General features: G+C 74.0%; 17 protein-coding genes and 3 tRNA genes. 13 read left to right on the top strand and 7 right to left on the bottom strand.

Translation table 11 applies throughout. From position 1 onward, the window contains the following. Positions 1 to 35: 35 nt before the first annotated feature. The 4 genes from Mco01_RS07330 (at position 36) to Mco01_RS07345 (ending at position 4,704) form a co-directional block, all read left to right on the top strand. The gene (locus Mco01_RS07330) at positions 36 to 845 is read left to right on the top strand and encodes an HpcH/HpaI aldolase/citrate lyase family protein (RefSeq protein ID WP_204056067.1); all 810 of its coding nucleotides are present in this window, start codon (positions 36 to 38) and stop codon (positions 843 to 845) included. 99 nt (positions 846 to 944) lie between these two features. Further along, positions 945 to 1,946 carry a phosphotransferase enzyme family protein gene (locus tag Mco01_RS07335; protein ID WP_204056068.1) on the top strand — a complete coding sequence of 334 codons (1,002 nt, stop codon included), beginning with the start codon at positions 945 to 947 and terminating at the stop codon, positions 1,944 to 1,946. A gap of 162 nt (positions 1,947 to 2,108) precedes the next feature. After that, on the top strand, positions 2,109 to 3,197 hold the full coding sequence (locus Mco01_RS07340; protein ID WP_239103402.1) for a TIM barrel protein: 1,089 nt from the start codon (positions 2,109 to 2,111) through the stop codon (positions 3,195 to 3,197). 202 nt (positions 3,198 to 3,399) lie between these two features. Next, a complete protein-coding gene (locus Mco01_RS07345; RefSeq protein ID WP_204056069.1) occupies positions 3,400 to 4,704 on the top strand; it encodes an MFS transporter in 1,305 nt (434 codons plus the stop codon). 83 nt (positions 4,705 to 4,787) lie between these two features. On the opposite strand, the gene Mco01_RS07350 is transcribed toward Mco01_RS07345, so the two are convergent. Beyond that, on the bottom strand, positions 4,788 to 6,290 hold the full coding sequence (locus Mco01_RS07350; protein WP_204056070.1) for a glycoside hydrolase family 28 protein: 1,503 nt from the start codon (positions 6,288 to 6,290) through the stop codon (positions 4,788 to 4,790). A gap of 221 nt (positions 6,291 to 6,511) precedes the next feature. On the opposite strand from Mco01_RS07350, the gene Mco01_RS07355 reads away from it, so the two are divergent. Next, positions 6,512 to 7,690: a DNA polymerase domain-containing protein gene (locus Mco01_RS07355; RefSeq protein WP_204056071.1), complete on the top strand. Its 1,179-nt coding sequence runs from the start codon at positions 6,512 to 6,514 to the stop codon at positions 7,688 to 7,690. On the opposite strand, the gene Mco01_RS07360 is transcribed toward Mco01_RS07355, so the two are convergent. The 3 genes from Mco01_RS07360 to Mco01_RS07370 form a co-directional block, all read right to left on the bottom strand. Beyond that, positions 7,666 to 10,011, bottom strand: coding sequence for a GMC oxidoreductase (locus Mco01_RS07360; RefSeq protein WP_204056072.1), 2,346 nt, complete (start codon positions 10,009 to 10,011; stop codon positions 7,666 to 7,668). The genes Mco01_RS07355 and Mco01_RS07360 overlap by 25 nt on opposite strands. A 30-nt stretch (positions 10,012 to 10,041) precedes the next feature. Then, positions 10,042 to 11,154, bottom strand: coding sequence for an alpha/beta fold hydrolase (locus Mco01_RS07365; protein WP_204056073.1), 1,113 nt, complete (start codon positions 11,152 to 11,154; stop codon positions 10,042 to 10,044). A 202-nt stretch (positions 11,155 to 11,356) separates the two neighbouring features. After that, complete coding sequence (locus Mco01_RS07370) at positions 11,357 to 14,275, bottom strand: ATP-binding protein (protein WP_204056074.1); 2,919 nt, start codon at positions 14,273 to 14,275, stop codon at positions 11,357 to 11,359. A 234-nt stretch (positions 14,276 to 14,509) separates the two neighbouring features. Between Mco01_RS07370 and Mco01_RS07375 the strand changes: the two genes are divergently transcribed. From Mco01_RS07375 to Mco01_RS07395, 5 genes are read left to right on the top strand one after another with little or no spacing between them, the layout of a single operon-like run. Continuing rightward, positions 14,510 to 16,981: a molybdopterin oxidoreductase family protein gene (locus Mco01_RS07375; RefSeq protein ID WP_239103403.1), complete on the top strand. Its 2,472-nt coding sequence runs from the start codon at positions 14,510 to 14,512 to the stop codon at positions 16,979 to 16,981. Position 16,982: 1 nt separating this feature from the next. Then, a complete protein-coding gene (locus Mco01_RS07380) occupies positions 16,983 to 17,444 on the top strand; it encodes a ferritin family protein (RefSeq protein ID WP_204056075.1) in 462 nt (153 codons plus the stop codon). A gap of 39 nt (positions 17,445 to 17,483) precedes the next feature. Continuing rightward, a complete protein-coding gene (locus tag Mco01_RS07385) occupies positions 17,484 to 17,990 on the top strand; it encodes a hypothetical protein (RefSeq protein ID WP_204056076.1) in 507 nt (168 codons plus the stop codon). Then, a complete protein-coding gene (locus Mco01_RS07390) occupies positions 17,987 to 18,751 on the top strand; it encodes an SDR family oxidoreductase (protein WP_204056077.1) in 765 nt (254 codons plus the stop codon). The genes Mco01_RS07385 and Mco01_RS07390 overlap by 4 nt, the downstream gene beginning before the upstream one ends. 22 nt (positions 18,752 to 18,773) lie before the next feature. Beyond that, positions 18,774 to 20,009: an MFS transporter gene (locus Mco01_RS07395; RefSeq protein WP_204056078.1), complete on the top strand. Its 1,236-nt coding sequence runs from the start codon at positions 18,774 to 18,776 to the stop codon at positions 20,007 to 20,009. 26 nt (positions 20,010 to 20,035) lie between these two features. Here the strand turns inward: Mco01_RS07395 and Mco01_RS07400 are convergent. The 3 genes from Mco01_RS07400 to Mco01_RS07410 all read right to left on the bottom strand — a co-directional run bounded on the left by Mco01_RS07400 (position 20,036) and on the right by Mco01_RS07410 (position 20,353). Next, positions 20,036 to 20,110, bottom strand: a tRNA-Val gene (locus Mco01_RS07400). Between the two features lie 25 nt (positions 20,111 to 20,135). Next, positions 20,136 to 20,207: transfer RNA gene (locus tag Mco01_RS07405), tRNA-Gly, on the bottom strand. 75 nt (positions 20,208 to 20,282) lie between these two features. Continuing rightward, positions 20,283 to 20,353: transfer RNA gene (locus Mco01_RS07410), tRNA-Cys, on the bottom strand. Positions 20,354 to 20,521: 168 nt separating this feature from the next. Here Mco01_RS07410 and Mco01_RS07415 point away from each other — a divergent pair. From Mco01_RS07415 to glmS, 3 genes are all read left to right on the top strand, one after another. Further along, complete coding sequence (locus Mco01_RS07415; RefSeq protein ID WP_204056079.1) at positions 20,522 to 21,085, top strand: DJ-1/PfpI family protein; 564 nt, start codon at positions 20,522 to 20,524, stop codon at positions 21,083 to 21,085. A gap of 195 nt (positions 21,086 to 21,280) precedes the next feature. After that, a complete protein-coding gene (locus Mco01_RS07420) occupies positions 21,281 to 21,550 on the top strand; it encodes a hypothetical protein (protein WP_204056080.1) in 270 nt (89 codons plus the stop codon). Positions 21,551 to 21,558: 8 nt separating this feature from the next. Then, the gene (gene glmS / locus Mco01_RS07425; protein ID WP_204056081.1) at positions 21,559 to 23,376 is read left to right on the top strand and encodes a glutamine--fructose-6-phosphate transaminase (isomerizing); all 1,818 of its coding nucleotides are present in this window, start codon (positions 21,559 to 21,561) and stop codon (positions 23,374 to 23,376) included. Positions 23,377 to 23,416: the final 40 nt, after the last annotated feature.

Here is a 23,416-nt window from a genome sequence, read left to right on the forward strand (position 1 = left end):
AGGAGGCGTCCGCGTCCCCTCGGAGGAGTCACACTGTGCCGTCGAACCAGCCGCTGACCTGGTTGTACGCCCCCGCCGACCGTCCCGACCGGGTGGCCAAGGCCCTGGCCGGCGAGGCGGACGTGGTGATCGTCGACCTGGAGGACGCGGTCGCGCCCGAGAACAAGGGGGCCGCCCGGGCCGAGACCGTCGCGCTGCTCGCCACGCCGCAGCCCCGGGTGGAGATCCGCCTCAACGACGTCCGCACCCCGTACGGCCAGGCGGACCTGCACGCGCTCGCCTCGCTGCTGTCCGGCACCGCCGGCATCCGCATCCCGAAGGTCGAGTCGGCCGGGGAGGTGCGGCAGGTGGCCGAGGCCGTCCCGGGCGTGCCGCTGAGGCCGCTCGTCGAGTCGGCGCTCGGACTGGAGCGGGCCTACGAGATCGCCACGGCCTGCGAGGCGGTCGTCGGCGTCGGGCTGGGCGAGGCCGACCTTCGCGCCGACCTCGGGATCGGCGACGACGCCGGCCTCGCCTGGGCCCGCTCCCGGATCGTCGTGGCGGCCCGCGCGGCCGGGCTGCCCGCGCCGGCGCAGTCGGTCTACACCAACGTCCGCGACCTCGACGGCCTGGCCGCGTCGTGCGCCGAGGGCCGGGCGCTGGGCTTCCGCGGGCGGGCCGCCATCCACCCGCTCCAGGTGCCGGTCATCGCGGCGGCCTACCGCCCGAGCCAGCACGAGATCGTTGCGGCGCTGGGGGTCGTGGCCGCCGCCGACCAGGGCGCGGTGGCGCTCGCCGACGGCCGGTTCGTCGACGAGGCCGTCGTCCGCCAGGCCCGCCGGGTCCTCGACGCCGCCGAGGGCTGACACCCGCGCGCAGGCACCGGCCGGCACCGGCCGGTGGGCCGTGCGGCACACTCACAGGGAGCCGGACCCGGTGAACCCACTGGACCCTGAGGAGGACGCATGCAGGTCCACGACCTGTCCGCGGGACAGGCCGTCCTCGCCCGCGTCGAGGAGGTCGCCCGCCGCGCCCTGCGGCGGTACGACGTATCCCCGCACGCCGAGGTGACGCTCATCAACGTGTCGGAGAACGCCACGTTCACGGTCGACGACGGCGGCGCGCGGACGATCCTGCGGGTCCACCGGCTCGGGTACCACTCCCCGGAGGCCATCGCCTCGGAGCTCCACTGGCTGGAGGCGCTGCGCGCCGACGCCGGGATCCGCACCCCCGCGGTGGTGCCGGCCCGCGACGGCGCGTGGGTCGTCCGCGTCGAGGACCCGGGTGCCGAGCCGCGGCACTGCGTGATGTTCGAGTTCCTGCCGGGCGCCGAGCCGGCCGAGGACGGCCTCGTCGAGGACTTCGAACGGCTCGGGGAGATGACCGCCCGCATGCACCGGCACGCCCGGGAGTGGACGAGGCCCGCGGCCTTCACCCGGTTCCACTGGGACCTCGACGCGGCGTTCGGCCCGTCCCCCCGCTGGGGGAGGTGGCAGGACGGCGTCGGCGTGGACCGGGAGGCGAGTGAGGTGCTGGGCCGGCTGGAGGCGGAGCTGCGCCGCCGGCTGGAGCGGTTCGGCAAGGGGCCCGGCCGGTACGGCCTCATCCACGCCGACCTCCGCCTGGCCAACCTGCTCGTCGACGGGCCGTCCGGCACCAGCGTCATCGACTTCGACGACTGCGGTCTCGGCTGGTACCTGTACGACCTGGGCGCCGCCGTGTCCTTCATCGAGCACCACCCCCTCGTTCCCGAGATGGCCCGCTCGTGGACCCGCGGCTACCGGACCGTGCTCGACCTGCCGCCCGAGGACGAGGCCGAGATCTGGACGTTCATCATGTTCCGGCGCCTGCTCCTGGTCGCCTGGATCGGCTCCCACCCGGCCGCGGAGGTCGCCGGGGAGCTCGGCGCCGGTTACACCCGGGGCAGCTGCGAGCTGGCCGAGCGCTACCTCGGCGGATCACTCTGATCCCCCTGGGGGCCGGGTCTGCCGGAATCGCGGGAGGCCCCCCGGCGTCCTGTGATCTAATCGGGGCCGGCCCCGTGTTCCCGTCCGCCGCCTCCGCGGAGCCCGTCCAGGGCTGATCGGCGTCGAGGACCGGCGGCACGGCATGGCGAGAGAGGTGGGAAGGTGTCCCTCGACCCGGCCGGAGCGAACGGGCGGCCTGTGCGCGCGGTGCGGATCGCGAGCGCCCCGGTCAGCTTCGGCGTCTACCTCGCGGGGCGCGCGGCGATCGGGCCGGACGAGATGCTCGCCGCCATGCGGGAGGCCGGGTACGACGGCACGGACTCCGGGCCCCTCGGCTACCTCGGCACCGGGCCCGGCCTCGCCCGCCGGCTCGCCCGGCACGGGCTCGGCCTCGCGGGCGGCTGGGTCGACCTGCGGTACGGCGACCCCGGCGGGTTCGCCGAGGACGTCGTCGCGCTGGAGGCCGCGCTCGACGTGTTCGCGGCCGTGCCGGTGGACGACCCGCGGTTCGCCCCGCGTCCCACGCTCGCGTGCCCCGACAACCCCGAGAGGTACGCCCGGCCGGGCATGCCGGCCGACCGCCGGCTCCGGATCCCGGACGAGGAGTGGCCGGCGTTCGCGGCGCGAGTGCGCGAGGCGGCGGCCCGCTGCCGCGACCGGGGGCTGGAACCCGCCTTCCACCACCACCTGGGCACCGACGTCGAGACGCCCGAGGAGATCGAGCGACTGCTCGACCTCACCGACGTCTCCCTCTGCCTCGACACCGGGCACCTGTGGCTGGCGGGTGGCGACCCGGTGCGCGCGCTGCGCGACTGGGCGCCGCGGATCCGGCAGGTGCACGTCAAGGACGCCGCCCGCGACACGCTCGCCCGCGTCCGGGCCGCCGGAGGCGACCTCGCCGAGCTCGTCCGCCGGGGCGGCTTCCGCCCGCTGGGGTCGGGGGACCTGAACGTCTCCGCCATCGCCGCCGAGCTGCGGCGGGTGGGCTACGAGGGCTGGATCGTCGTCGAGCAGGACGTCGTCGCCCCCGAGCCCGATCCCCCCGGCGCCGGCGGCGCGGCGGGACGTCCCGGGACGGACGCCGGAGCCGCGGGGTCCACGTGGAGCCGGCCGGACGCTCCCGCGGGGTCGACGTGGAGCCGGCCGGACGCTCCCGCGGGCCCGTACGCGGCGGTCCTCGCCCGGGCGGTCGAGAACCAGCGGGACAACCTGGCCGTCCTCGACGCCGCTCTGCGGTCCGCGGGGCTGTGACGGCCGCCCGGCGCCGCGCCCGCCGCGTCTCCGGGGCCGGCCGCTCCCACCGGGCTCACCGTGGCCGAGATCACATTGTGATCCGCCGTCTCGTTGACGAACGCCGCCAGGGCGGATGTGATACCTGGAAGCGCGTTCTAGAACGATTGTCTGTTTCTGACCTCCGCCCGCCCCCGGGCGCCGAGGCGTAAGCGAGGCTGCGATGAGACCGTTCTACGTGCGCGAGCTGACCGTCTACCCCACCGGGCGCCGCCGGCTGTGGCTGCTGGCCGTCGCCGTGCTGGCCAGCCTGATCGCCAACTTCGAGACCACGATCGCCACGATCCTGCCGCTGCTGCGCGAGGACCTCGGCATGTCCCTGGAGACGTACGGCCTGATCGCCGCCGCCTCCGTCCTGGTCGGCGGCGTGTCGGCCGGGTTCGGCGGGATCCTCAGCGACCGGTGGGGCCGGGTCGCCATCCTCGTCCCCACGCTCACCGTGACGGCCGCGTGCAACTTCCTGCTGGCGACCGTGAGCAGCGTCTCCGGGCTGTTCGCGGTGCGGTGCCTGATGCTGTTCATCGAGGGCGCAGGCATCACGATCACGGCGAGCCTCGTCCGGGACTTCTCGCCCCGGCTCGGCCGCGCCCAGGCCTTCGCGTTCTGGACGTGGGGTCCCGTCGGCGCCTCGTTCCTCGCCTCGGCCATCGCGGGCGCGACGCTGCCGGTGTTCGACGACGCGTGGCAGTCGCAGGCGATCATCATGGGCGTCGTCTCGCTGCTGTTGTGCGCGCTCGTCGTCTGGCAGATCGCCGAGCCGTCCGCGGCGCTGCGGGCACGGGTGCTCACCGAGGAGGAGGCCGTCGGCGGCGAGGAGGCGTTCGACCCGGGACGGGTCCGCGAACTGCTGCGCCATCCCCGCCTGTGGGCCCACGTGGTCGGCAACACCGGCTGGCAGGTGCTCTACTGGACCTTCGCGATCTTCGGGCAGACCGTGCTGGTGGACGCGTTCCGGATGGACGTGGCGGCGGCCAACGGAGTGGTCGCGCTCGGGATCGTGCTCAACGCCGTCACCGTGGTCGTCGTCGGGCGGGTGTCCGACCGGCTCCGGCTGCGCAAGCCGTTCATGCTGGCCGGGACCGTCGCGACGATCGCGCTGCTTGGCTACTTCGTGTCGCTCACCGGCGCGGAGAACCCGGGCGTCGCCCACGTCACCGCGGTCTACGGCCTGATCTTCCTCGCCATGGGCGTCGCGTACGTCCCCTGGATGGCCGGCTACTCGGAGGACGCGGAGGACGTGCGGCCGAGCCTGCAGGGCGCGGCCCTCGGCCTGTGGGGCATGGTCGTCCGGGTGATGATCGTGGGCCTGCTCGTCGCCGCCCCCCAGGTCGTGGCCGGTGGCGGCTGGGGGAGCTGGCTGGTCGTCGCCCTGGGCGGCCAGGTGGTGTTCCTGCTGTCGATCGCGGCGTACGGCGGCCCCTGGCGCCGGGCCCGCGCCGCCGTCGCCCCCCGCCTCGCCGGCGGCTGACCGGCCGGCCGACCGGGTGGCGCCGGTCGTCGTCCGCGGGCCTCCCGGCCCGCCCCGGGAGGGCCGGGCCGGGAGGGCGGGGCTCAGCCGCAGCTTTGGGTGGAGCCGCCGGACGAGCTGATCCGCAGGGAACCGCCGGAGCTGTTCGCGCTGTTCGTCACGCAGTAGCCGGTGACGGACTGGAATCCGAGGTCGTGCGGGCTGCTGGAGCCGCGCTCGGCCGTGAAGTGGTCGAACGTGAGCCCGCTCGCGGCGTTCGCGATGACGGCGGGCCGGCCGTCGTTCGAGGCGAACTCGACCGAGCTGTTCACGAACTTCACGTTGTCGGCGTTGTGGATGTACCAGCCGTACGCCGGCCGGGTGCCGATGCTCTTCGGGTTGTAGTCCTTGGGGTCGTTGGACGGGACGGAGGTCGACATCGTGCCGTTGCCGCCGGGCACGGTGAGGTGCACGTTGGTGAAGGTCACGCCGCTGATCCGGTTGGCTCCCGACTCGCCCCAGAGCGTCGGGCTGAACGACGGGCTGACCCCGGTGCCCGTGACGTTGTCGTAGGTGACGTCGCTGATGCGGCCGACTCCGGGGTTGTTCCCGCAGCGTTTCCTTGTGCCGATCTTCTGCATGATGGGCGAGCGCACGCCCGTCATCGTGATGTCCCGGTAGTGGACGTCGCTGATGACCGAGCCGTCCATGGACACCATGCCGAGGCCGGACTTGTCGGCGCCGGTGATGGTGATGCGGGCGAACTGGTAGTCGCTGAAGTCGCCGCAGGTCTCCGAGCCGAACATCAGCGCGTTGCAGCACTCGGCGGACAGGTGGGAGTCGGTCACGGTGACGTGCCCGTTCGGCATCTTGGCGCCCAGCGCGTAGTCGCTCTTGAACACGAGCGCGTCGTCGTTGGCGGCGATGTCCGCGTTCGTGATCGTGACGTTGGTCGCGCTGATGACGTTCCAGCCGTCGCGGTCGCTCGCGGTGTCGATGTGCAGGTGGTCGGAGGTGATGCCGGTGCAGCCGTTCGTGAGGATCGCGAAGTGGCCGCCCCGGCGGAACGTGACCCCGTTGAGCGTCAGCCCGTTGCACCGGGTGAGAGAAAGGATCTTGTCGGCCTGGCCGGAGTCGGGGTTGCCGGTGATCAGGTGGCCGCCGCCGTCGATCGTCCCCGACCCGGTGATCCCGATGTTGGTGAGACGGTCACCGTAGATCATCGCGTTGTGGAAGTGGCTGTGGCCGTAGTCCTGGTAGTCGTCGTTGGGGTTGGACTCGGGGGCGTCGTAGTCGTCGGAGCCGGAGCCCTTCAGCGTGGCGCCCGAGTCGAGCTGCAGGGTGACGTTGCTCTTCAGGTGGATCGTGTTGCTCGACCTGTACGTCCCGGAGGGGAAGCGGACGATCCCGCCTCCGGCGGCGTTCGCAGCGGTGACGGCCTTGTTGATGGCGCCGCTGTCGTTGTTCGAGCCGTCGCCCTTGGCGCCGTAGTCCTTCACGTTGAAGGTGGCGGCGGCCGTGGCCGGCGGGCTCACGACGACCGTCGTGGCGGCCACGACGATGAGCGCGGCGAGCCACACCCATACCGTTGACGCGCGTCGTAACACAGCATCTCCGTTCCGATCAGGCCGGGTCTCGCCATCGACCGGCCGTCTCAGGTGCCTAGAGGAGCCTCCATGCGTCCACGCGCGCATACCGCTGGTCGCGGTGGGCTCAGACTAGGCATCAGACATCCGATGAGTCAAGCAAGTCAGGGAGACGTGAACCTTCACGTGGGACGGATTTCCGGGATAGCTCCGATGTATGAGGGGCGGCGTAGGGTGGCGGCATGACGCTGGAGGTCGACGGCAGGGAAGTGAAGATCACCAGTCCCGAGCGCGTGGTCTTCCCGCGGACCGGGCACACGAAGCTCGACCTGGTGTCCTTCTACCGCGTGGTGGGGGAGGGGGCGCTGCGCGGCGTGGCCGACCGGCCGGTCATCCTGAAGCGGTTCGTGCACGGCGTCGACCAGGAGGCGTTCTTCCAGAAGCGGGCCCCGGCCAAGCGCCCCGCCTGGATCGAGGTCGTGGAGCTGAGCTACCCCTCCGGCCGTACGGCGGACGAGGTCGTGATCCGCGACCTGGCCACCCTGCTGTGGACGGTCAACCTCGGCTGCGTCGACCTGAACCCGCACCCCGTCCGCGCCGGGGACCTCGACCACCCCGACGAGCTGCGGATCGACCTCGACCCGGTGCCGGGGGTCACGTGGGAGCAGATCGTCCGCACCGCCTTCGTCGCGCGCGACGTGCTGGAGGAGCACGGCCTGACCGCCTGGCCCAAGACGTCCGGCTCGCGCGGCTTCCACGTGTACGCGCGGATCGAGCCCCGGTGGGCGTTCCGCGAGGTCCGGCTGGCGGCCGAGGCCGTGGCGCGGGAGGTCGAGCGCCGGGCGCCGGAGATCGCCACGAGCCGGTGGTGGAAGGAGGAGCGGTGGGGCGTGTTCGTCGACTACAACCAGAACGCCCGCGACCGCACCGTCGCCTCGGCCTACTCGGTGCGGCCGACCGGCCTCGTCTCCACCCCGCTGCGCTGGGACGAGGTGGCCGCGTGCCGGCCCGAGGACTTCACGATGGCGAGCGTGCCCGACCGGTACGCCGAGCTGGGCGACCCGTGGGCCGGGATGGACGGGGCGGCGGGCGTGCTCGACCCGCTGCTGGAGCTGGCGGAGGCCCAGGGCCCGCGCCCGGCCCAGCCGAAGGGTGAGGGGCGGCGCAAGCCGACCATGCCGCTGATCGAGATCGCCCGGGCGCAGACGAGGGACGAGGCGATGGCCGGGTTCGAGCGCTGGAAGGCCCGTCACCCCGACGTGGCGCGGCTGCTGCGGCCCGCCGACGTCCTGGTGGACGGCATGCGCGGCCGCAGCTCGGTCTGGTTCCGCATCCGGGTCAACCTCCAGCACGTGCCCGAGGCGGAGCGCCCGGAGCAGGAGCCGCTGGAGGTCGACTACGACCCCTGGCGCGGCCGGTAGATGTCCCAGAGCTCGCCGAGGAAGAAGCCGCAGAACCGGGTGAGCGCCCCCGTGCCGTCCGGTCCGGCCGTGCGGAAGGTGGTCAGCATCCGCGCCAGGTCGGACGGGAGGATGTGCAGGGTGCCGGCGGCCACCACCTTGGCGTCGTCGTCGCCCCCCTCGTCGACGTGGCCCTCGAGCAGCCGCGCGTACAGGGTGGAGGTGTCGAGCCACAGCCGCGTCGGCGGGCCGTGGTGCACGTCCTTGTAGCCCGACAGCGTGCGCGGCCGGTTGTCGGCGTCCCAGAAGTGCAGGCGGTAGTTCATCCGCCTGCGGTCGGGCGCCTCTCCCGGCACGAAGAGGTTGAACCAGCCCCGGGCGATCGGGCGCCGGCCCCCGCAGACGGCCGTGTCGATCCAGCCCTCCGCCCGCGCCCGGTGCCCGGGGTCGCCGAGGAAGGCCGCGATGTCGTCGACCGTGATGGTGAGGCGGAACGTCACATGGCCGCCCTCGGGCGTGCCCATGCGCGACCGGGGGTCGGTGCGGCCGACGCCGAGGAAGCCCCGCATCTCCTCGACGAACCACAGCGAGGTGCGCTCGCCGAAGACGGGCGGGGTGTCGTCGGGTCCCGCGACCGGCTCGGGCGCGGCCGTCACGCGGGCCGCGGTCGGGGTGGGCGTCTCCAGCATCCGCGTGCACATGCGGTCGGACAGCGCGGCGATCGTCAGCGCCGGGTTGGCGCCGACCGGCCCCGGCATGGCGGCGCCGTCCGCGATGTACAGGCCGGGGAACCCGAAGACCTCGCCGTACGGGTCGCAGACGCCCTCCCCGGGATGGCGGCCCATCGGCGCGCCGCCCAGCGGGTGGACGGTCATCACCCGCTTGCGCCACCACGACGGGCTGTCGGCGTACTCGGCCCCGAGGACGTGGCCGATCCGCCGCATCGTGGCCCGGAGCCGCTCGTAGTACGCGTCGCTGGTCTCGGCCGTCCAGACGACGTCGAGCCGGCCGTCGCGCAGCCGCAGCTCGCCGTCGGGGACGTCGCGGCCCATCCCGAGCAGCGGCAGGGACGTGCCCGACAACTCGCCGCGGCCGAGCAGCCCGGCGATCTCGGCCGACAGGTTCGTGTCGTGGGTGACGAGCCCGCGCAGACGCTCCAGCAGGAAGCGGCCCGCCCGGCCGACCTCCCCGCCCAGGTCCGCGGCCTCCACCAGGTAGTCGACGAACGCCGGGTAGCCGCCCTCCTCGATGTAGGCGCCCCGGCCGTCCGGGCCGTCCTCCAGGCGGATCGCGCTGGTGATCACCGGGCCGCGGCTGGCCTGGATGGGCCGGGTGCGGCTGCGGTCGGTGGCGCGCAGCAGGAACGCCAGCAGGTCGCCGTTGCCCGAGAAGCGGGTCCCGAGCGCGCGGCTCAGGCCGGGGAAGGCCGCCCGGTTCTTCAGTAGCAGGTGCGTGGTGCCGTACGTGCCGGCGGCCAGGACGAGCCGGTCGCAGCTGATCGTGTGCGGGCCGGTCCACCGCGGGCGGCGGCGGTCGTCGTCGTCCGGCGAGACCGGCGGCATGTGCTCGACGTACTCGACGTCGTAGCCGCCGCCCACCCGCGGCCGGATGGCCCGCACCTGGTGGAGGGTGCGCAGGTCGGCCCCGCGCCGCCGGGCGGCGGACAGGTAGGTGTGGTCCAGGCTGTTCTTCGCGCCGTCGTTGCAGCCGAGGTCGCACTCGCCGCACTGCCGGCAGGTGCGGCGGACGCGGCCGTGCACGTTGCCGTACTCGGGCTCGGCGATCGGCAGGCCCAGCCCCGGTTCCGCGCCGCGAGAGGGGGCGAAGCTCACGGCGAGCGGCGGCAGCCGCCAGTCGAGCCCCAGCTCGGCCGCCGCGTCGCGCATGGCGAGCGTCTTGAGCGTGTCGCCGAAGGCGGGGTGGCCCAGCGGGTACGGCGAGACGCCGATCATCTGCTCGGCCGCGTCGTAGTGCGCGTCCAGCTCCGCGCGGCTCACCGGCCAGGACTCGTAGCCGCCCTTCGGCAGTGGCTCCTCGTGGACGAACCAGTCCTCGTCCTTGCGCAGCAGCACGTTGGCGTAGATGAGGGATCCGCCGCCGAGCCCGCTCGACACGACCGAGTCGCAGTCGCGGAAGCTCCAGACGTCGTACATCCCGTACAGGCTCTCGGACGGGTCCCAGAAGGCCCGGGCGAGCTGGGCGGGGCCGCGGGGGAAGTCACCGGGCGGGTATGGCCTGCCCCGCTCCAGGACCACCACCGACAGCCCCGCGTCGGCGAGCCGGTAGGCGGCGACCGCCCCGCCGAAGCCCGATCCGACCACAACAGCGTCGACGTGTTCCATGGGTGCTCTCTGTGCGCTATTCGGGCCGGCTCAGTGCCGCTTGACGAAGTCGAGGATGTGCGGGAAGACGTCCTGGTGGGCGTTCCTGCCGATGAGCGTGTCGATGTGCCCGTAGCCCGGCAGGATCCGCAACTCGTGCCGGCCGGGCGCGGCCTTCGACAGCAGCCGGTGGCACACGATGTTGGAGTCGGTGAAGACGTCGTTGTGGTCGCCGGTCAGGTAGAGGATCGGGGTGTCGACGTCGGCGATGTTCACCAGGTAGTCGTCGGGCAGGGCGGCGTGCCGCCGGTCGGCCGGGTCGAACTTCACCGCGTGGCCGGCCGCCACCATCTTTCGCACGTGCCGGTAGTAGTGCAGGTCGCAGGCGCCGTTCAGGTCGGCGAGCCGCTCGTGGACGTGCGTCTCGGGACGCAGGTTGCGGTGCCGGTACATCGCCGGTCTGCCGCTGCCCCACATGAAGCTCTGCATGTGGCAGGCGGGCTCCCGGCACTCCGGATGGAGCAGGGAGACCGCCTGCGCCAGCAGCTTCCTGCGGGTCAGCGGCGGCGCGTCCGCGAACCGCGGGTCGAGGTACGGCAGCCCCGTGCCGTACTCGAGGAGGGCGGGCCCGAAGGTGAGCTTGACCCGCGCCCACGGGTGCACCCGCGGGGTCAGGCCGACGCTGTTGGCGACGAGACTGGCGATCCCGTCGACGGCGCCGGAGAACAGGCTCATGTGGAACGACACCGACCCCAGGCAGTGGGCCACCACGTGTATCCGCCGCGCCCCCACGTGGCGGCGGAGTTCACGCAGCGCTGCCGGGAAGTCGTAGTGCGCGATGTCGTCCAGGGTGTGCCTGCGCGTCTCCACGTTGTACGGGAAGCGGTTGCTCATCCTGAAGTCCAGCGCCCACACGTCGCCGTACCCGTTGTCGTGCAGGAACCCGACCAGGTTGGTGTGCTCCGGCATGATGAACATGTCACTCGACGAGGTCAGGCCGTGCACGAGCAGGACGACGTCGTCCTGCGCCTCCGGCCCAGGCTCGCCGTGCCGGCGGAACCGGGTCAGCTGGAGTCCCAGTTCGTCCTCCGTGGAGAACGGATGGACCGTCACCTCGGCGTCCCGCACGCCGTCGAGCGTGAACCGCGGTATCCGGTGCTCCATCTGATCGCCCTCCTCTGGTCGTGCCGCCCGATCCCCACCGGGCCGGCACGGTTCCGTGGGACACCCCGGGTCGCGCCTCCCCCGAGGCGCTTCCCTGGCCCGAGGCAACCTTCTCAGCGTCCCCCGTACGGCGGCATCGTGGAAAACCCGTACTCATCCCGGACGGGCCGGTCTCCGGGGTCCGGGGGCCCGTCGCGACCGATCAGTTCCGCCGGTTCAGGGCGGTGGCGACGCCGACCCGCGAGGTGACCTCGAGCTTGGCGAAGATCCGCGACAGGTGGGTCTCGACCGTCCGGACGCTGAGGAACAGGCGCGCGGCGATCTGCTGGTTGGTGAGGCCGTCGGCGACGAGCAGCGCGACCTCCAGCTCCCGGGGCGACAGCCCGAGCGTGCCGTCCCTTCCCCTGTCGGCCCCGGCCGCCGGGCCGCTCCCGACGCGGACGCCGAGGCGGCGCAGCTCGCGGTCGGTCTGCGTCTTGAGCGCCCGGGCGCCGCACGCCTCAAACGCCTCGGCCGCGGCCTTGAGGCTCTCCCGCGCCCTGGTCCGGTCGGACGCCTCCAGGTGGGCCTGGCCCGCGGCGAGCAGGGCGCGCCCGCTGTCGAGCCGCCGCTCGCTGGAGGCGAGCAGCGCGGCCGCCTGCTCGGCCGCCCGCGCGGAGGCGGCCGGCGCGTCCCTGCGTAAAGCGTGCGCCCGCGCGAGCGGGGCGAACCCGGAGAATGCCGGCAGGCTCGGATCGTCGATCTGGGCGGCCCTGGCGGCCCACGCCGCCGCCCCCTCGTCGTTCCCGAGGCAGGCCGCGGCCTGGGCCAGCGCCTCGCACGCCTGCAGCAGCGTCCCGCGGTCGAGCTGCGGCTGGTCGAACCCGGCGCACGCGTCGAGGACGGCCTCCGCGCCCTCCGCGTACCGTCCGGCGTTGACGAGGGCCTGGCCGCGGGCGTATCGGGCGGTGGCCTCCCAGACCTCCCCGCCGCCGACCCCGCGCTGGACGGCCTCGTCGCCCGCCAGGACGGCCGCCTCGTCGTCCCCGGTCCACGACGCGGCCAGGCACACCTGGGTGAGCGCGAACACGAGCTGCTGGCCCGAATCGAGCAGCCGGGCGCCCTCGACCGACTCCTCCGCCGTGGCCGTGGCCTCGGGGAGGCGGCCCATCGCCACCAGGGTCTTGGCCCGCCCGGCGAGCAGGTTCGTCAGGATGTAGCTCTGGCCGGTCGCGCGGGCGACGGCCGCCGCCCGGTCGAAGTGCCGCAGGGCGTCGCCGTACCGGCCGAGGCTGGACTCCGCCCAGCACAGCCACGCGATGGCGTCGAGCCACTCCGACAGGTGCTCGTCCGGGGCGGCGGCCAGCAGCCGGTCGGCCAGGTCGGCGTAGCGCAGCGCGTCCCCGGTGCGCCCCGCGGCGAACGCCGGCATCGGCCGCAGGGCGGCCACCGCGACCGCGAGGCCGGGCTCCCAGCCGTCGGCGTCGTCCGGCATGAGGTCGAGCACGGCCTGGGCGGCGAGGAAGTCGACCCGCATCATGCTCTCGGCCACCAGCCGCATGCGGAGCGGGACGGCGGCGGCGGCCCGGGGGTTCGGCATGCGGCTCAGCTCGTCGAGCAGCAGCGCCCTCGCCTCGTGCGGCCGGTCGAGCTGGCGCTCCATGAGGGCGCACAGCCGTGCCGCCCGGCCCCGCCGGGACCAGTCGTCGTCGGGGAGCATGCGCAGCAGTTCGCGGGCGGTGTCCCGGCCCTCGGCGAGGCGCCCGCTCACCCCCTGCGCCCAGCTCAGCTCCATCATCAGCGCCATACGGTCCTCGCGGGTGGCGCCGTCGTCCGGCATCAGGCCGAGCGCCGCCTGCAGCCAGTGGGCGGACGTGGCGGGGGCGTGGGTGGTGACCGCGCGGGCGGCGGTCACGAGCACGCTCACGGCCCTCTGGTCGCCGAAGGAGCCGGAGTGCTGCACGTGGTGGGCCTGGACGGTCGCCGGGGCGCCCAGCTCGGCCAGGTGGGCCGCGATGCGGGCGTGCGCGCCGAGCCGCCACCCCGCCGCGGCCGACTCGTAGGCGGCCTGCCGCACCAGCGGGTGCCGGAAGCGGAACCGGGCGCCGGCCGACCGCACGATGTCCCGCTCCACGAGCTCGTCGAGCGCGGCCAGGGCCGCGGCCGGGGGCACCTGCGCCGCCACGGCGGCGATCGACGGCTCGAACTCGTCGGCCGTCACGGCGGCGGCCTGCGCCACCCGCAGCGCGTCGGCCGACAGCCGGGCGAGCTCGACCTGGATCGCGGCCCGCACGGTCGGCGGCAGCGAGGCCACCTCGGTGTCGGCCATCCGGGCCAGGGCCTCCAGGTAGAACGGGTTTCCGCCGCTGGCCTCGTACAGGGCCCGGCCCCGGCCGCGGCTGACGCCGGGGCCGAGGAACTGCTCGACCTCGGTGAGGCTGAGCGGGCCGACCGCGGTCTCCTGCCCCCGCGGCCCGGCGGCCCTGGCGAGCGTGGCCAGGCGGGGGGCGGCCTGCGCGGGACGGTAGGCGACCGCCATCAGCACCGGCCCGGCCGGCGGGTGGCGCACGATGTGGTCGAGGAACTCCAGGGTGCTGTCGTCGGCCCAGTGGACGTCGTCGAGGACCAGCACGAGCCCCGACGTCCCGGCCACGGCGTCCACCAGGTGGCGCAGCGCGCGGTAGAGGCGGTAGCGGGCCAGGCCGCTGCGGTCGTCGTCCAGGGCCAGGGCGAGGCCGGCGTCGTCCCCGGCCGCGAGTCCCGCCGCCAGCCCGGTCGCGAGCGCGGGGAACACGCTGGCCAGCAGCACGGTCTGAGCCGGGCCCAGCGCCTCCGCGACGTCGGGGCCCTGCGCGTCGAGGTGGTCGTCGAGCGCGTCCACCAGCGCGCTGAACGGCATCATCTGCTCGAACTCGGCCGCGCGTCCCCACAACGGGGTGCATCCCCGCTGGGCCGCCATCGTCACCAGCTCGCCGAGCAGCCGCGTCTTGCCCGCGCCCGGCTCACCCGCCAGCGCGAGGAAGCGGAACCCGTCGCGGGCGGCCGCGTCGAGCGCCCCGCTCAGCGCCGTCACGGCGTCGTCGCGCCCGACCAGTGGCGTGGGTACGCCCGATACGACCGGTTGGGCCGTACGTCCGTCCATCCCCCACCCCACAGTGATGCGCGGACCGCCCTGCCTTCTGTTGAGCCGCGCCGACATTCACCAGTAAATGCACTTTACAGATCGTCCGGCCACAGAGGGGACACACTTCGGCATCAACACCTCAGGGAAAGTATTCGAAAAGGAACCGGTCAGTTCGGTCGATTACGGGATCAGGCGTACGTGTCACCGGGTAAGGGGAGCGTCGTTCACACATCGTCACCGCGGAGGTGCCAGGTGCTGGACCGGACCGCCGATCCCAGGATGCGGCGCACGCCGTACGGACCTCCCGACGCTGTGGAACGCCTGGCAGCGGCGCTCCCCGGACGCCTTCGCGATGCGCTTCCGCCGGTCATCCGCACGGGGAGTCCCTGGCCGGTCCGGGTGGACGTGCTGCTGGAGGACGGGCTGTCGGAGGACGACGTCGACGCGTGGGTCCCGGGGGTGTCGGTCCTCGGCGCCGGCGGGGACGCGCTCGACGTGGCCGTGCGGGACGGCCGGGTCGTGGGGGTGCGCGGCCGGGCCGCCGACCGGGTCAACCACGGCAGGCTCGACCCGCGCGAGGGCGACGCCTGGCGCCGGCGCTCCGGCCGCCTCACCCGGCCCCTCGTCCGCGACGGCGACCGGCTCGTCGAGGCCACCTGGGACGAGGCGCTGGACCGCGTCGCCGGACGGTCGCGCGAACTGCTGGCGGGGCCGGGCGGCTGGGGCAGGATCGGCTTCCACACGGGCGGGCGGCTGTTCCTGGAGGAGCACTACACGCTCGCCGTCATCGGCAAGGCCGGGATCGGCACCCCCCACATGGACGGGGACACCCGCTGGCAGGCCGCCGCCGCGTCCGCCGCCCTCGCCGAGAGCTTCGGCGCCGACGGCCAGCCCGGCACCTGGACCGACGTCGACCACTGCGACGCCGTCGCGCTGTGGGGCCACGACGCCGCCTCCGCCGACCCGGTGCTGTGGGAGCGGGTGCTCGACCGGCGCCTCGGCCCCGGCCCGCCGGCGGTGGTCGCCGTCGACGCCCGCGACTCGGCCGTCACCCGCGAGGCCGACGTCCACCTCGCCCCGCGCGCCGGCACGAACGTCGCGCTGATGAACGCCCTGCTGCACGAGCTGATCGCCGGCAACCGGTACGACCCGGCCTACCTCGCCCAGCACGCCACCGGCTTCGCCGAGCTGTGCCGGGTCGTGGAGGCGTACCCGGCCAAGCGGGCGGCCGAGATCTGCGGCCTGCCGGCCTGCGACATCGAACGGGCCGCCGACGTCCTCGGCTCGGCCGAGCGGCTGCTGTCCACGGTCGGGCCGGGCTTCCACCGGTCGAACCAGGCCGTCGCCGCCGCGTGCCAGGTGCACAACCTGCACCTGCTGCGCGGCATGCTCGGGCGCCCGGGCGCCGGGGTCCTCCAGCTCGGCGGGCCGCCGTCCGGGCGGAACGCGCTGGAGACCGGCGCGGCGGGGGACCTGCCCGGCCTGCGCAACTGGGCCAACCCCCGGCACGTGCGCGAGCTCGCCGACCTGTGGAACGTGGAGCCCTCCGTCATCCCGCACTGGGGGCCGTCCACCCACGCCACCCAGATCTTCCGGTACGCCGAGGAGGGCTCCGTCGGGCTGCTGTGGATCACCGCGTCCGACCCGGTGGGCGCCGTCCCCGGGCTCGACCGCGTGCTGTCCCGGCCGGACGTGTTCGTCGTCGTCCAGGACCCGTGCCTGACCGACACGGCGCGGCTGGCCGACGTGGTGCTGCCCGCCGCCGCCTGGGGCGAGCGGACCGGGACCGTCACCTCCGCCGACCGGACCGTCCACCTGTGCGAGAAGGCGGTGGAGCCGCCGGGCGAGGCCCGGCCCGACCTCGCCATCCTGCTCGACTACGCACGCCGGATGGGTTTCGCCGACCGGGCCGGCGGGCCCCTCGTCCACTGGCACGACGCCGAGTCGGCGTTCGAGGCGTGGAAGGCCTGCACGAAGGGCCGGCCCTGCGACTACACCGGCATCACCTACGAGCGGCTGCGCGCGGGCGGCGTGCAGTGGCCGTGCGCGCCGTCCGGGTCGCACGGCACCGAGCGCCTCTACGCCGGAGGCCGCTTCGCCACGTCCGCCGGGCAGTGCCAGACGTTCGGGCACGACCTCGCCACCGGCGCCGACTACGGCGACGAGCGCCCCGAGGACCCGGCCGGGCGGGCGCTGCTCCACGCGGCCGACTACGAGCCGTCCCCGGAGGTGGTGGACGAGGACCACCCCCTGGTGTTCACCACGCGGCGCCTGCCCGTGAGGCCGGCGCCGATCACGGAGGCGTCCCCGCAGCAGGGCCACGGGCCGGGGCTGGAGGTGCATCCGTCCGACGCCGCCGTCCTCGGCCTGGGCGAGGGCGACCTCGCGCGGGTCGAGTCGCCCCTCGGGTCGATCGAGGCCCGGGTACGGCTGTCGGGGACGCGGCCGGGCCTCGTCGTCCTGCCGCTGCCCGCAGGTGGCGACGAGGCTCTCGCGCGCGCCGCCGCCCACCTCACGGCGACGGGCTGGGACCCCGTCGCGCGCCAGCCGCTGCGCACCGTCGCCGCCGTACGGCTGTCCGCCGTGAACGGCGCGGGCGGCGCGCGGCCGGGCCTCGGGCCGATGGCCGTGGCCCCCATGACCCCCCTGCCCGCAGCCGACCCGGGGGTGCCCGCCACAGCGGGCGGCCCCGCCGAGCCGTCGGACCGGTTCGAGGAGGTGTGAGATGCACCTCGCCCACTATCTGGGCCTGCTTCACCGCTCACAGAACGACCTGGCCGACGCCTTCAGGGCCGTCCGGCTGGGCCATCCGCGGGAGCCCGACCTGTACGGCGTGTGCGAGCGCCTGGCCGCCCAGTGCCGCGACCAGGCCCGGCGGCTGGAGCCGTTCCTGCGCAGGTACGGGCCGTCCGCGCCGGATGAGCCCGAGCGGATGCACGGGACGCTGTTCTCCGGTGCCCGGCGGGGCGCCCTCGGGCTGCTGCGCGACCTGCACGACCTGTACCTGCTGGCCACCGAGTGCGAGGTGTCCTGGGCCCTGATCGGCCATGCCGCCAAGGGCGCCAGGGACGAGGAGCTGCTCGACCTCGTCCGCCACTGCGGCCAGGAGACCGCCGTGCACCTGTTGTGGCTGCGCAGCCGCATGCGCCAGGCCGCTCCGCAGGCCCTCGTCGTCCGGGCCTGGTAGCCTCCGGCCGTCGGTGTCGATCACAACGAGGCGGCCTCCATGCCCCCTGCGCGTCCGCGCCAGCCGTACGCCCTCCTCTGGTGGGCGCTCGCCGCCGGTGTCAGCCTCCAGGCCCTCGCCGGGCCCTGCCCTGCGGCGCCTCCGCCCGGCGACACGCCCGGCTGGACGTTGTACGCCCCGCCGGGCACGGGCGTATTGATGCTCGCGATCCAGCTCGCGGACGCCGCCGGGCTCGTGACGCTCGCGACCCCCGTCGCGCTCGCGCTGCTGGCCTGGGCCGTCGCCGTGCGCGGTCCCGGCCGGCCGGCGACGCACGTGCGGGCGGCGGCGGCCGGCGTCGCGCTCGTCGCGGCCGGTTACGCCTCCGGGCGGGCCTCGGCCCTGCTCGCCGCGCCGGCGGACATCGTGTACGTGACAGAAGCGCCGGGGGACGGGTGGCTGCCCGCGGCCGACGTCCTGGCGCCGCTGCTCGGCCCCGCCCTCCTCGTGATGGCCGCCGCGCGGGCCGGGATCCGTCCGGGCCTTCGGGGGGCGGTGGCGGTATGACCGGGCGGGAGGGGCGGACGGGGAAGGTGGCCCTGGTCACCGGCGCGAGCCGGGGGATCGGCGCCGCGACCGCGCGGGAGCTGGGCGGCCGGGGCTACCACGTGATCGCCGACTACCGGCGGGACGAGGCGGCGGCCCTGGCCGTCGTGGCGGACGTCGAGGCGGCCGGAGGGACGGCCCGGGCCGTCCGGGCGGACGTCTGCGACCCCGGCGAGGTGGCCGCCCTGGTGGCGGCGTGCGAGCGCGTCGACGTCCTGGTGTGCAACGCGAACATCCAGCCGCCGTTCGCCGCCCTGGCCGACCTGTCCTGGGAGGACTTCGCCGGCAAGGTCACCCGCGAGCTCGCCGCCGTCTTCCACGTGACGAAGGCGGTGCTGGAGGTGATGCGCGGGCAGGGCGGCGGCCGGATCGTGTACGTCTCCAGCATCAGCGCCGACGCCGTGGGACCGGGCACGATCGCCCATAGCACCGCGAAGGCCGCACTGGAGATGTTCGCGCAGCACGTCACCGCCGAGGCGGGGCCGCACGGCATCGGCGTCGCCGTCGTCGCCCCCGGCGCCGTGCGCACCGACGCCACGGCGGGCCTGATGTCTCCGGAGTTCGAGGCGAGGTGGGGACGCCGGTCGGTGCTCGGGCGCATGCTCGAACCCGAGGACGTGGCCACGGTGATCGCCTCGGTGGCCGACGGGGGATTCCATGCCGTCAGCGGGGCCCGTATAACCGTCGACGGGGGGCAGCGCTTCATCGCGGCCCCCCGCTGACGGGACGGGAGGAGACGGCCGCATGGGGGACGCCGAGCCGGGGGACGCCGGGCGTGACCGGCCGCTGTGGCGGGACCGGAACTTCGGGATCTTCCTGGGCGTGCAGACCGCCTCCGTCGGGGGCGACGCGTTCTCGGCGGTAGCGCTGCCGCTGCTGGTGCTCCACGCCACGGGCTCGGTCGCCCGGATGGGTCTGGTCACGGCTCTGGCGGGGGCGGCGTCCATCGTCGCGGGAATCTTCGCGGGCGTCCTGGCCGACCGGCTCGACCGGCGCTCCCTGCTGATCGCCTGCGACGCCGCCAGGGCCGTCCTGTACGGGCTGGTCGTGGCCTTCCCCCACCTCGGCGTCGTGTACGTGGTCGTGCCCCTCGGGGCCGCCCTCGGGATGGTGTTCGAGGTCACGTACGTCACGGTGGTGCCCGCGCTGGTCGGCGAGGGCCAGATCATGCGGGCGAACAGCCGCCTCTACGGGACGTACGCGGTGGCGAGCGTGGTGGGACCGGCGGTGGCGGGGACGCTGTCGGCGGCGTTCGGGCCGCAGACGGCCATCGCGGTCGACGCCGCCAGCTTCGCCGTCTCCGCCGCCGGCCTCTGCCTCGTCCGCCTCCGCGTCCGGCCCGGACGGCTGGAGGCGCCCGCCGCGAGCCCGCTGAGGGACGTGCTCGCCGGGGCGCGGTTCCTGTGGCGGCACCCCGTGCTGCGGACGCTGACCGCGCTGCTGTCGTTCCTGACGTTCGTGACGTACGGCCTGACCGACGTGCTGATCTACCGCCTGGAGCGCGACCTCGGGCAGCCGGACGGCGTGGCCGGGTACGTGCTCGCCGCGGCCGCCTGCGGGTCGCTCGGCGCGGCCCTGCTGGCGGGGCCGCTGCGGGGCAGGTTCGGCTTCGGGCCCACCTGGATCGGCGCGTACGCGCTGGGCGGCCTGGCCGTGGCCGCGCTCGGGCTGGTCACGAGCGTGCCTGCGGTGGCGGTGCTGGCCGCGGCGTTCCTGTTCTGCACGGGCGCGGCCGGGATCTCCTCGATGTCGCTGCGCCAGGAGATCACCCCCGACCACCTGCTGGGCCGGGTGACCTCGGCGTTCTGGACGGTGCACTCGGCGCTCGGCCCGGTGGGGGCGGCGGCGCTCACCTGGGCGGCGGCGCGGGAGGGGACGGCGGCGGTGTTCGCGGCAGCGGGCACGGCGTGCCTGGCGGCTGCGCTGGGAGCGGTGTGGACCCCGCTCGGGCGGTCCCGCCCGTCGCCGGAGCCGACATGATCATGAGGATGATCGAGGTGAGGAGATGGTGGGCGATACTGGGATTGAACCAGTGACCTCTTCCGTGTCAGGGAAGCGCTCTCCCGCTGAGCTAATCGCCCGTGCCCGGCACGAGTCCGGACTCCGAGCGGAAGACGGGATTCGAACCCGCGACCCTCACCTTGGCAAGGTGATGCTCTACCACTGAGCCACTTCCGCGTTCATCGCCCGGCCCTGCCCGGCGACGCGTGTTAACTCTAGCGGATCGCCGGGGGTGCCGGTGCCGCCTCGCGGAGGTGGAGACGGGATTCGAACCCGTGTACGCGGCTTTGCAGGCCGCTGCCTCGCCTCTCGGCCACTCCACCGGGGGTCGCGACCCGGGCGAAGGACCCCTCGCCCCTGGTCACGTCGGAACTCTATCGCCTGATCAGCGGATCTCCGTGTGCGAGAACGGCATACGTACCGAACGTTGACCTCGTGAGGACGCGTGCGCAGGATCGAGACGGAACGTCAGCGACGACGAGGGGTGTGCCATGGCGAAGGTGCTCATCATCACGGGCGACGCGGCCGAGGACCTGGAGGTGATGTATCCGTACCAGCGGCTGCTCGAGGAGGGGTACGAGGTCCGCATCGCGGCGCCGTCGGCGAAGAAGCTGCAGTTCGTGGTGCACGACTTCGTGGACGGCTTCGACACCTACACCGAGAAGCCGGGACACACGTGGGCGGCGGACGTGGCCTTCGCCGACGTGCGCCCGGAGGACTACGCGGCGCTGGTGATCCCCGGCGGCCGGGCGCCGGAGTACATCCGGGGCGACGGGCACGTCCAGGAGATCGTCCGGCACTTCGCCGAGGCGGGCAAGCCGATCGCCGCGCTGTGCCACGGCCCGCTCGTGCTGGCCGCCGCCGGCGTGCTCAAGGGGCGGGAGAGCAGCGCCTACCCGGCGTGCGCCACCGACGTCGAGCAGGCGGGCGGCACCTGGCTCGACAGCGAGGCCCACGTCGACCAGAACCTCGTGACCGGGCGCGCCTGGCCCGACCACCCCGCGTGGATGCGGGCGTTCATGCGCGTCCTGCGGGCCGCCGCCCCCGCGTCCTGATCCGCTCCGGGCTCCCGCGCCCGGCCCGCCGTCCCCATCGGGAGCGGGCCGGGCACGGGAGCCCGTCCCGTACGGCGACCCGCTGAGGGGGCTCCGGCCGTCGGCCGTGCCAAGAACGGGACTGATCCTGCCCGAAATCGGGCAAGAAACTTGATAGTCGGCATCCGCACTGCGTTAGGGTCCTGGTCTGTGTCCATGACACGGCATCCGTTCGAGGATCTGATCGGCCACCTCACCCGGACCACGGCACTCGGACCGGGGGAGGCTGCGCGCGTGGTCGCCGACGTCCTGGCGTACTTCGGCGAGCCCGCGGAGGAGTACGTGCGGCGCCGCCACGGCGAGCTCAAGGCGAGGGGGCTGACGAACGACGAGATCTTTCCGAGGATCTCGGCCGAGCTTTCGGGAAGGCGTGTCTCGGCACCGGAGCTGTCCCTGCGCCAGCTCCGCCGGATCGTTTACGGATAGGAGCGGATATGTGCGGAATCGTCGCCTATGTCGGGCCTAAGGACGCGGCACCCATCCTCCTCGAAGGACTGCAGCGCCTGGAGTACCGGGGCTACGACTCGGCCGGTCTCGCCGTCGTCACGGGGAAGAGCCTGAAGACGCGCAAGGTCAAGGGCCGGGTGGCCGACCTGGCGGACGTGGTGCCCGCCCGGTTCAAGGGGACGATCGGCATCGGGCACACCCGCTGGGCCACCCACGGCGTGCCGAGCGACGTGAACGCGCACCCTCACCTCGACCAGGAGCAGCGGGTCGCGGTCGTGCACAACGGCATCATCGAGAACGCCGACGAGCTGCGCCGCCGCCTGGAGGCCGAGGGCGTCGCCTTCGAGAGCGAGACCGACAGCGAGGTGCTGTCCCAGCTCATCGGCCGTACGGTCCAGGACACCGAGACGCTGGAGGAGGCCGTCCGGCGGGCGCTGAAGAGCGTCGTCGGCACGTACGGCATCGCGGTCCTCGACGCGCAGCGTCCCGGCGAGGTGGTGGTCGCCCGCAACGGCAGCCCGATCGTGCTCGGCATCGGCGAGAAGGAGATGTTCGCCGCCTCCGACGTCGCCGCGCTCATCCGCTACACCCGCCAGGTCGTCCACCTGGAGGACGGCGAGCTGGCCGTCATCACGTCCGACGGGTTCCACACGTTCACCAGCGACGCGAGGGAGACGGCCAAGGAGCCGTTCACGGTCGACTGGGACGCCGGCCACTACGACAACGGCGGCTACGAGCACTACCTGCTCAAGGAGATCTCCGAGCAGCCCGACACGGTCGCTCGCACGCTGCGCGGCCGGGTGGACGACCGGTTCCACATCGCCCACCTCGGCGGCCTCAACATGGACGCCCGCGAGACCCGGTCGTTCCGCAGGGTGAAGATCATCGGCTGCGGCTCGGCGTACTACTCCGGGCAGATCGGCGCGCAGATGATCGAGGAGCTGGCCCGGATCCCCGCCGACGCCGAGCCGGCGTCGGAGTTCCGCTACCGCAGCCCGGTCGTCGAGGCCGACACGCTCTACGTCGCCATCAGTCAGTCGGGGGAGACCTACGACACGCTCGCGGCCGTTCAGGAGCTCAAGCGCAAGGGCGGCCGGGTACTCGGCATCGTCAACACCGTGGGCAGCGCCATCGCCCGCGAGTGCGACGGCGGCGTCTACCTGCACGCCGGGCCGGAGGTCTCGGTCGCCTCGACGAAGGCGTTCACCTCCACCGCTGTCGCGTTCGCCCTGCTCGCGCTGCACCTCGGGCGGGTGCGCGACCTGTCGCCGGCGGACGGCCGGCGGATCTGCGAGGGGCTGCGCCGGCTGCCCGAGCAGATCAAGGAGATCCTCACGATGGAGGAGCAGATCAGGGAGCTGGCGATCAAGTACGCCGACGCCCCCGGCATGATGTTCGTCGGCCGCGTGCGCGGCTACCCGGTGGCCCGCGAGGGCGCCCAGAAGCTCAAGGAGATCTCGTACGTCCACGCGGAGGCGTATCCGGCGAGCGAGCTGAAGCACGGCCCGCTCGCGCTGATCAGCCCCGAGCTGCCGACGGTCGCGATCGTCCCGGACGACGAGCTGCTCGACAAGAACCTCACCACGCTCGGCGAGATCCGGGCCCGTCACGGGCGCATCCTGATGGTCGGCCACCGGACCTCGGAGCAGGCCGACGACTGCGTCGTGGTGCCGAAGAACGAGGTCGAGCTCGACCCGATCCTCCTCACGATCCCGCTGCAGCTGTTCGCCTACCACGCCGCCGTCGCGCTCGGCCGTGACGTGGACAAGCCGCGCAACCTGGCCAAGAGCGTCACGGTGGAGTGACCACGGCTCCCGCCGGTGGGTACGGCTCGCGCTTCCGGGG

This window comes from Microbispora corallina (assembly GCF_016863035.1).
Lineage (GTDB): Bacteria > Actinomycetota > Actinomycetes > Streptosporangiales > Streptosporangiaceae > Microbispora > Microbispora corallina.

What these genes read in the sequence shown, in the direction of transcription:
- Mco01_RS07420 (WP_204056080.1), top strand. Translation starts at nt 21,281, where the DNA reads ATGACACGGCATCCGTTCGAGGATCTGATCGGCCACCTCACCCGGACC.
- Mco01_RS07380 (WP_204056075.1), top strand. Translation starts at nt 16,983, where the DNA reads ATGCACCTCGCCCACTATCTGGGCCTGCTTCACCGCTCACAGAACGAC.
- Mco01_RS07355 (WP_204056071.1), top strand. Translation starts at nt 6,512, where the DNA reads ATGACGCTGGAGGTCGACGGCAGGGAAGTGAAGATCACCAGTCCCGAG.
- Mco01_RS07395 (WP_204056078.1), top strand. Translation starts at nt 18,774, where the DNA reads ATGGGGGACGCCGAGCCGGGGGACGCCGGGCGTGACCGGCCGCTGTGG.
- Mco01_RS07415 (WP_204056079.1), top strand. Translation starts at nt 20,522, where the DNA reads ATGGCGAAGGTGCTCATCATCACGGGCGACGCGGCCGAGGACCTGGAG.
- Mco01_RS07370 (WP_204056074.1), bottom strand. Translation starts at nt 14,275, where the DNA reads ATGGACGGACGTACGGCCCAACCGGTCGTATCGGGCGTACCCACGCCA.
- glmS (WP_204056081.1), top strand. Translation starts at nt 21,559, where the DNA reads ATGTGCGGAATCGTCGCCTATGTCGGGCCTAAGGACGCGGCACCCATC.
- Mco01_RS07360 (WP_204056072.1), bottom strand. Translation starts at nt 10,011, where the DNA reads ATGGAACACGTCGACGCTGTTGTGGTCGGATCGGGCTTCGGCGGGGCG.
- Mco01_RS07335 (WP_204056068.1), top strand. Translation starts at nt 945, where the DNA reads ATGCAGGTCCACGACCTGTCCGCGGGACAGGCCGTCCTCGCCCGCGTC.
- Mco01_RS07365 (WP_204056073.1), bottom strand. Translation starts at nt 11,154, where the DNA reads ATGGAGCACCGGATACCGCGGTTCACGCTCGACGGCGTGCGGGACGCC.
- Mco01_RS07345 (WP_204056069.1), top strand. Translation starts at nt 3,400, where the DNA reads ATGAGACCGTTCTACGTGCGCGAGCTGACCGTCTACCCCACCGGGCGC.
- Mco01_RS07385 (WP_204056076.1), top strand. Translation starts at nt 17,484, where the DNA reads ATGCCCCCTGCGCGTCCGCGCCAGCCGTACGCCCTCCTCTGGTGGGCG.
- Mco01_RS07390 (WP_204056077.1), top strand. Translation starts at nt 17,987, where the DNA reads ATGACCGGGCGGGAGGGGCGGACGGGGAAGGTGGCCCTGGTCACCGGC.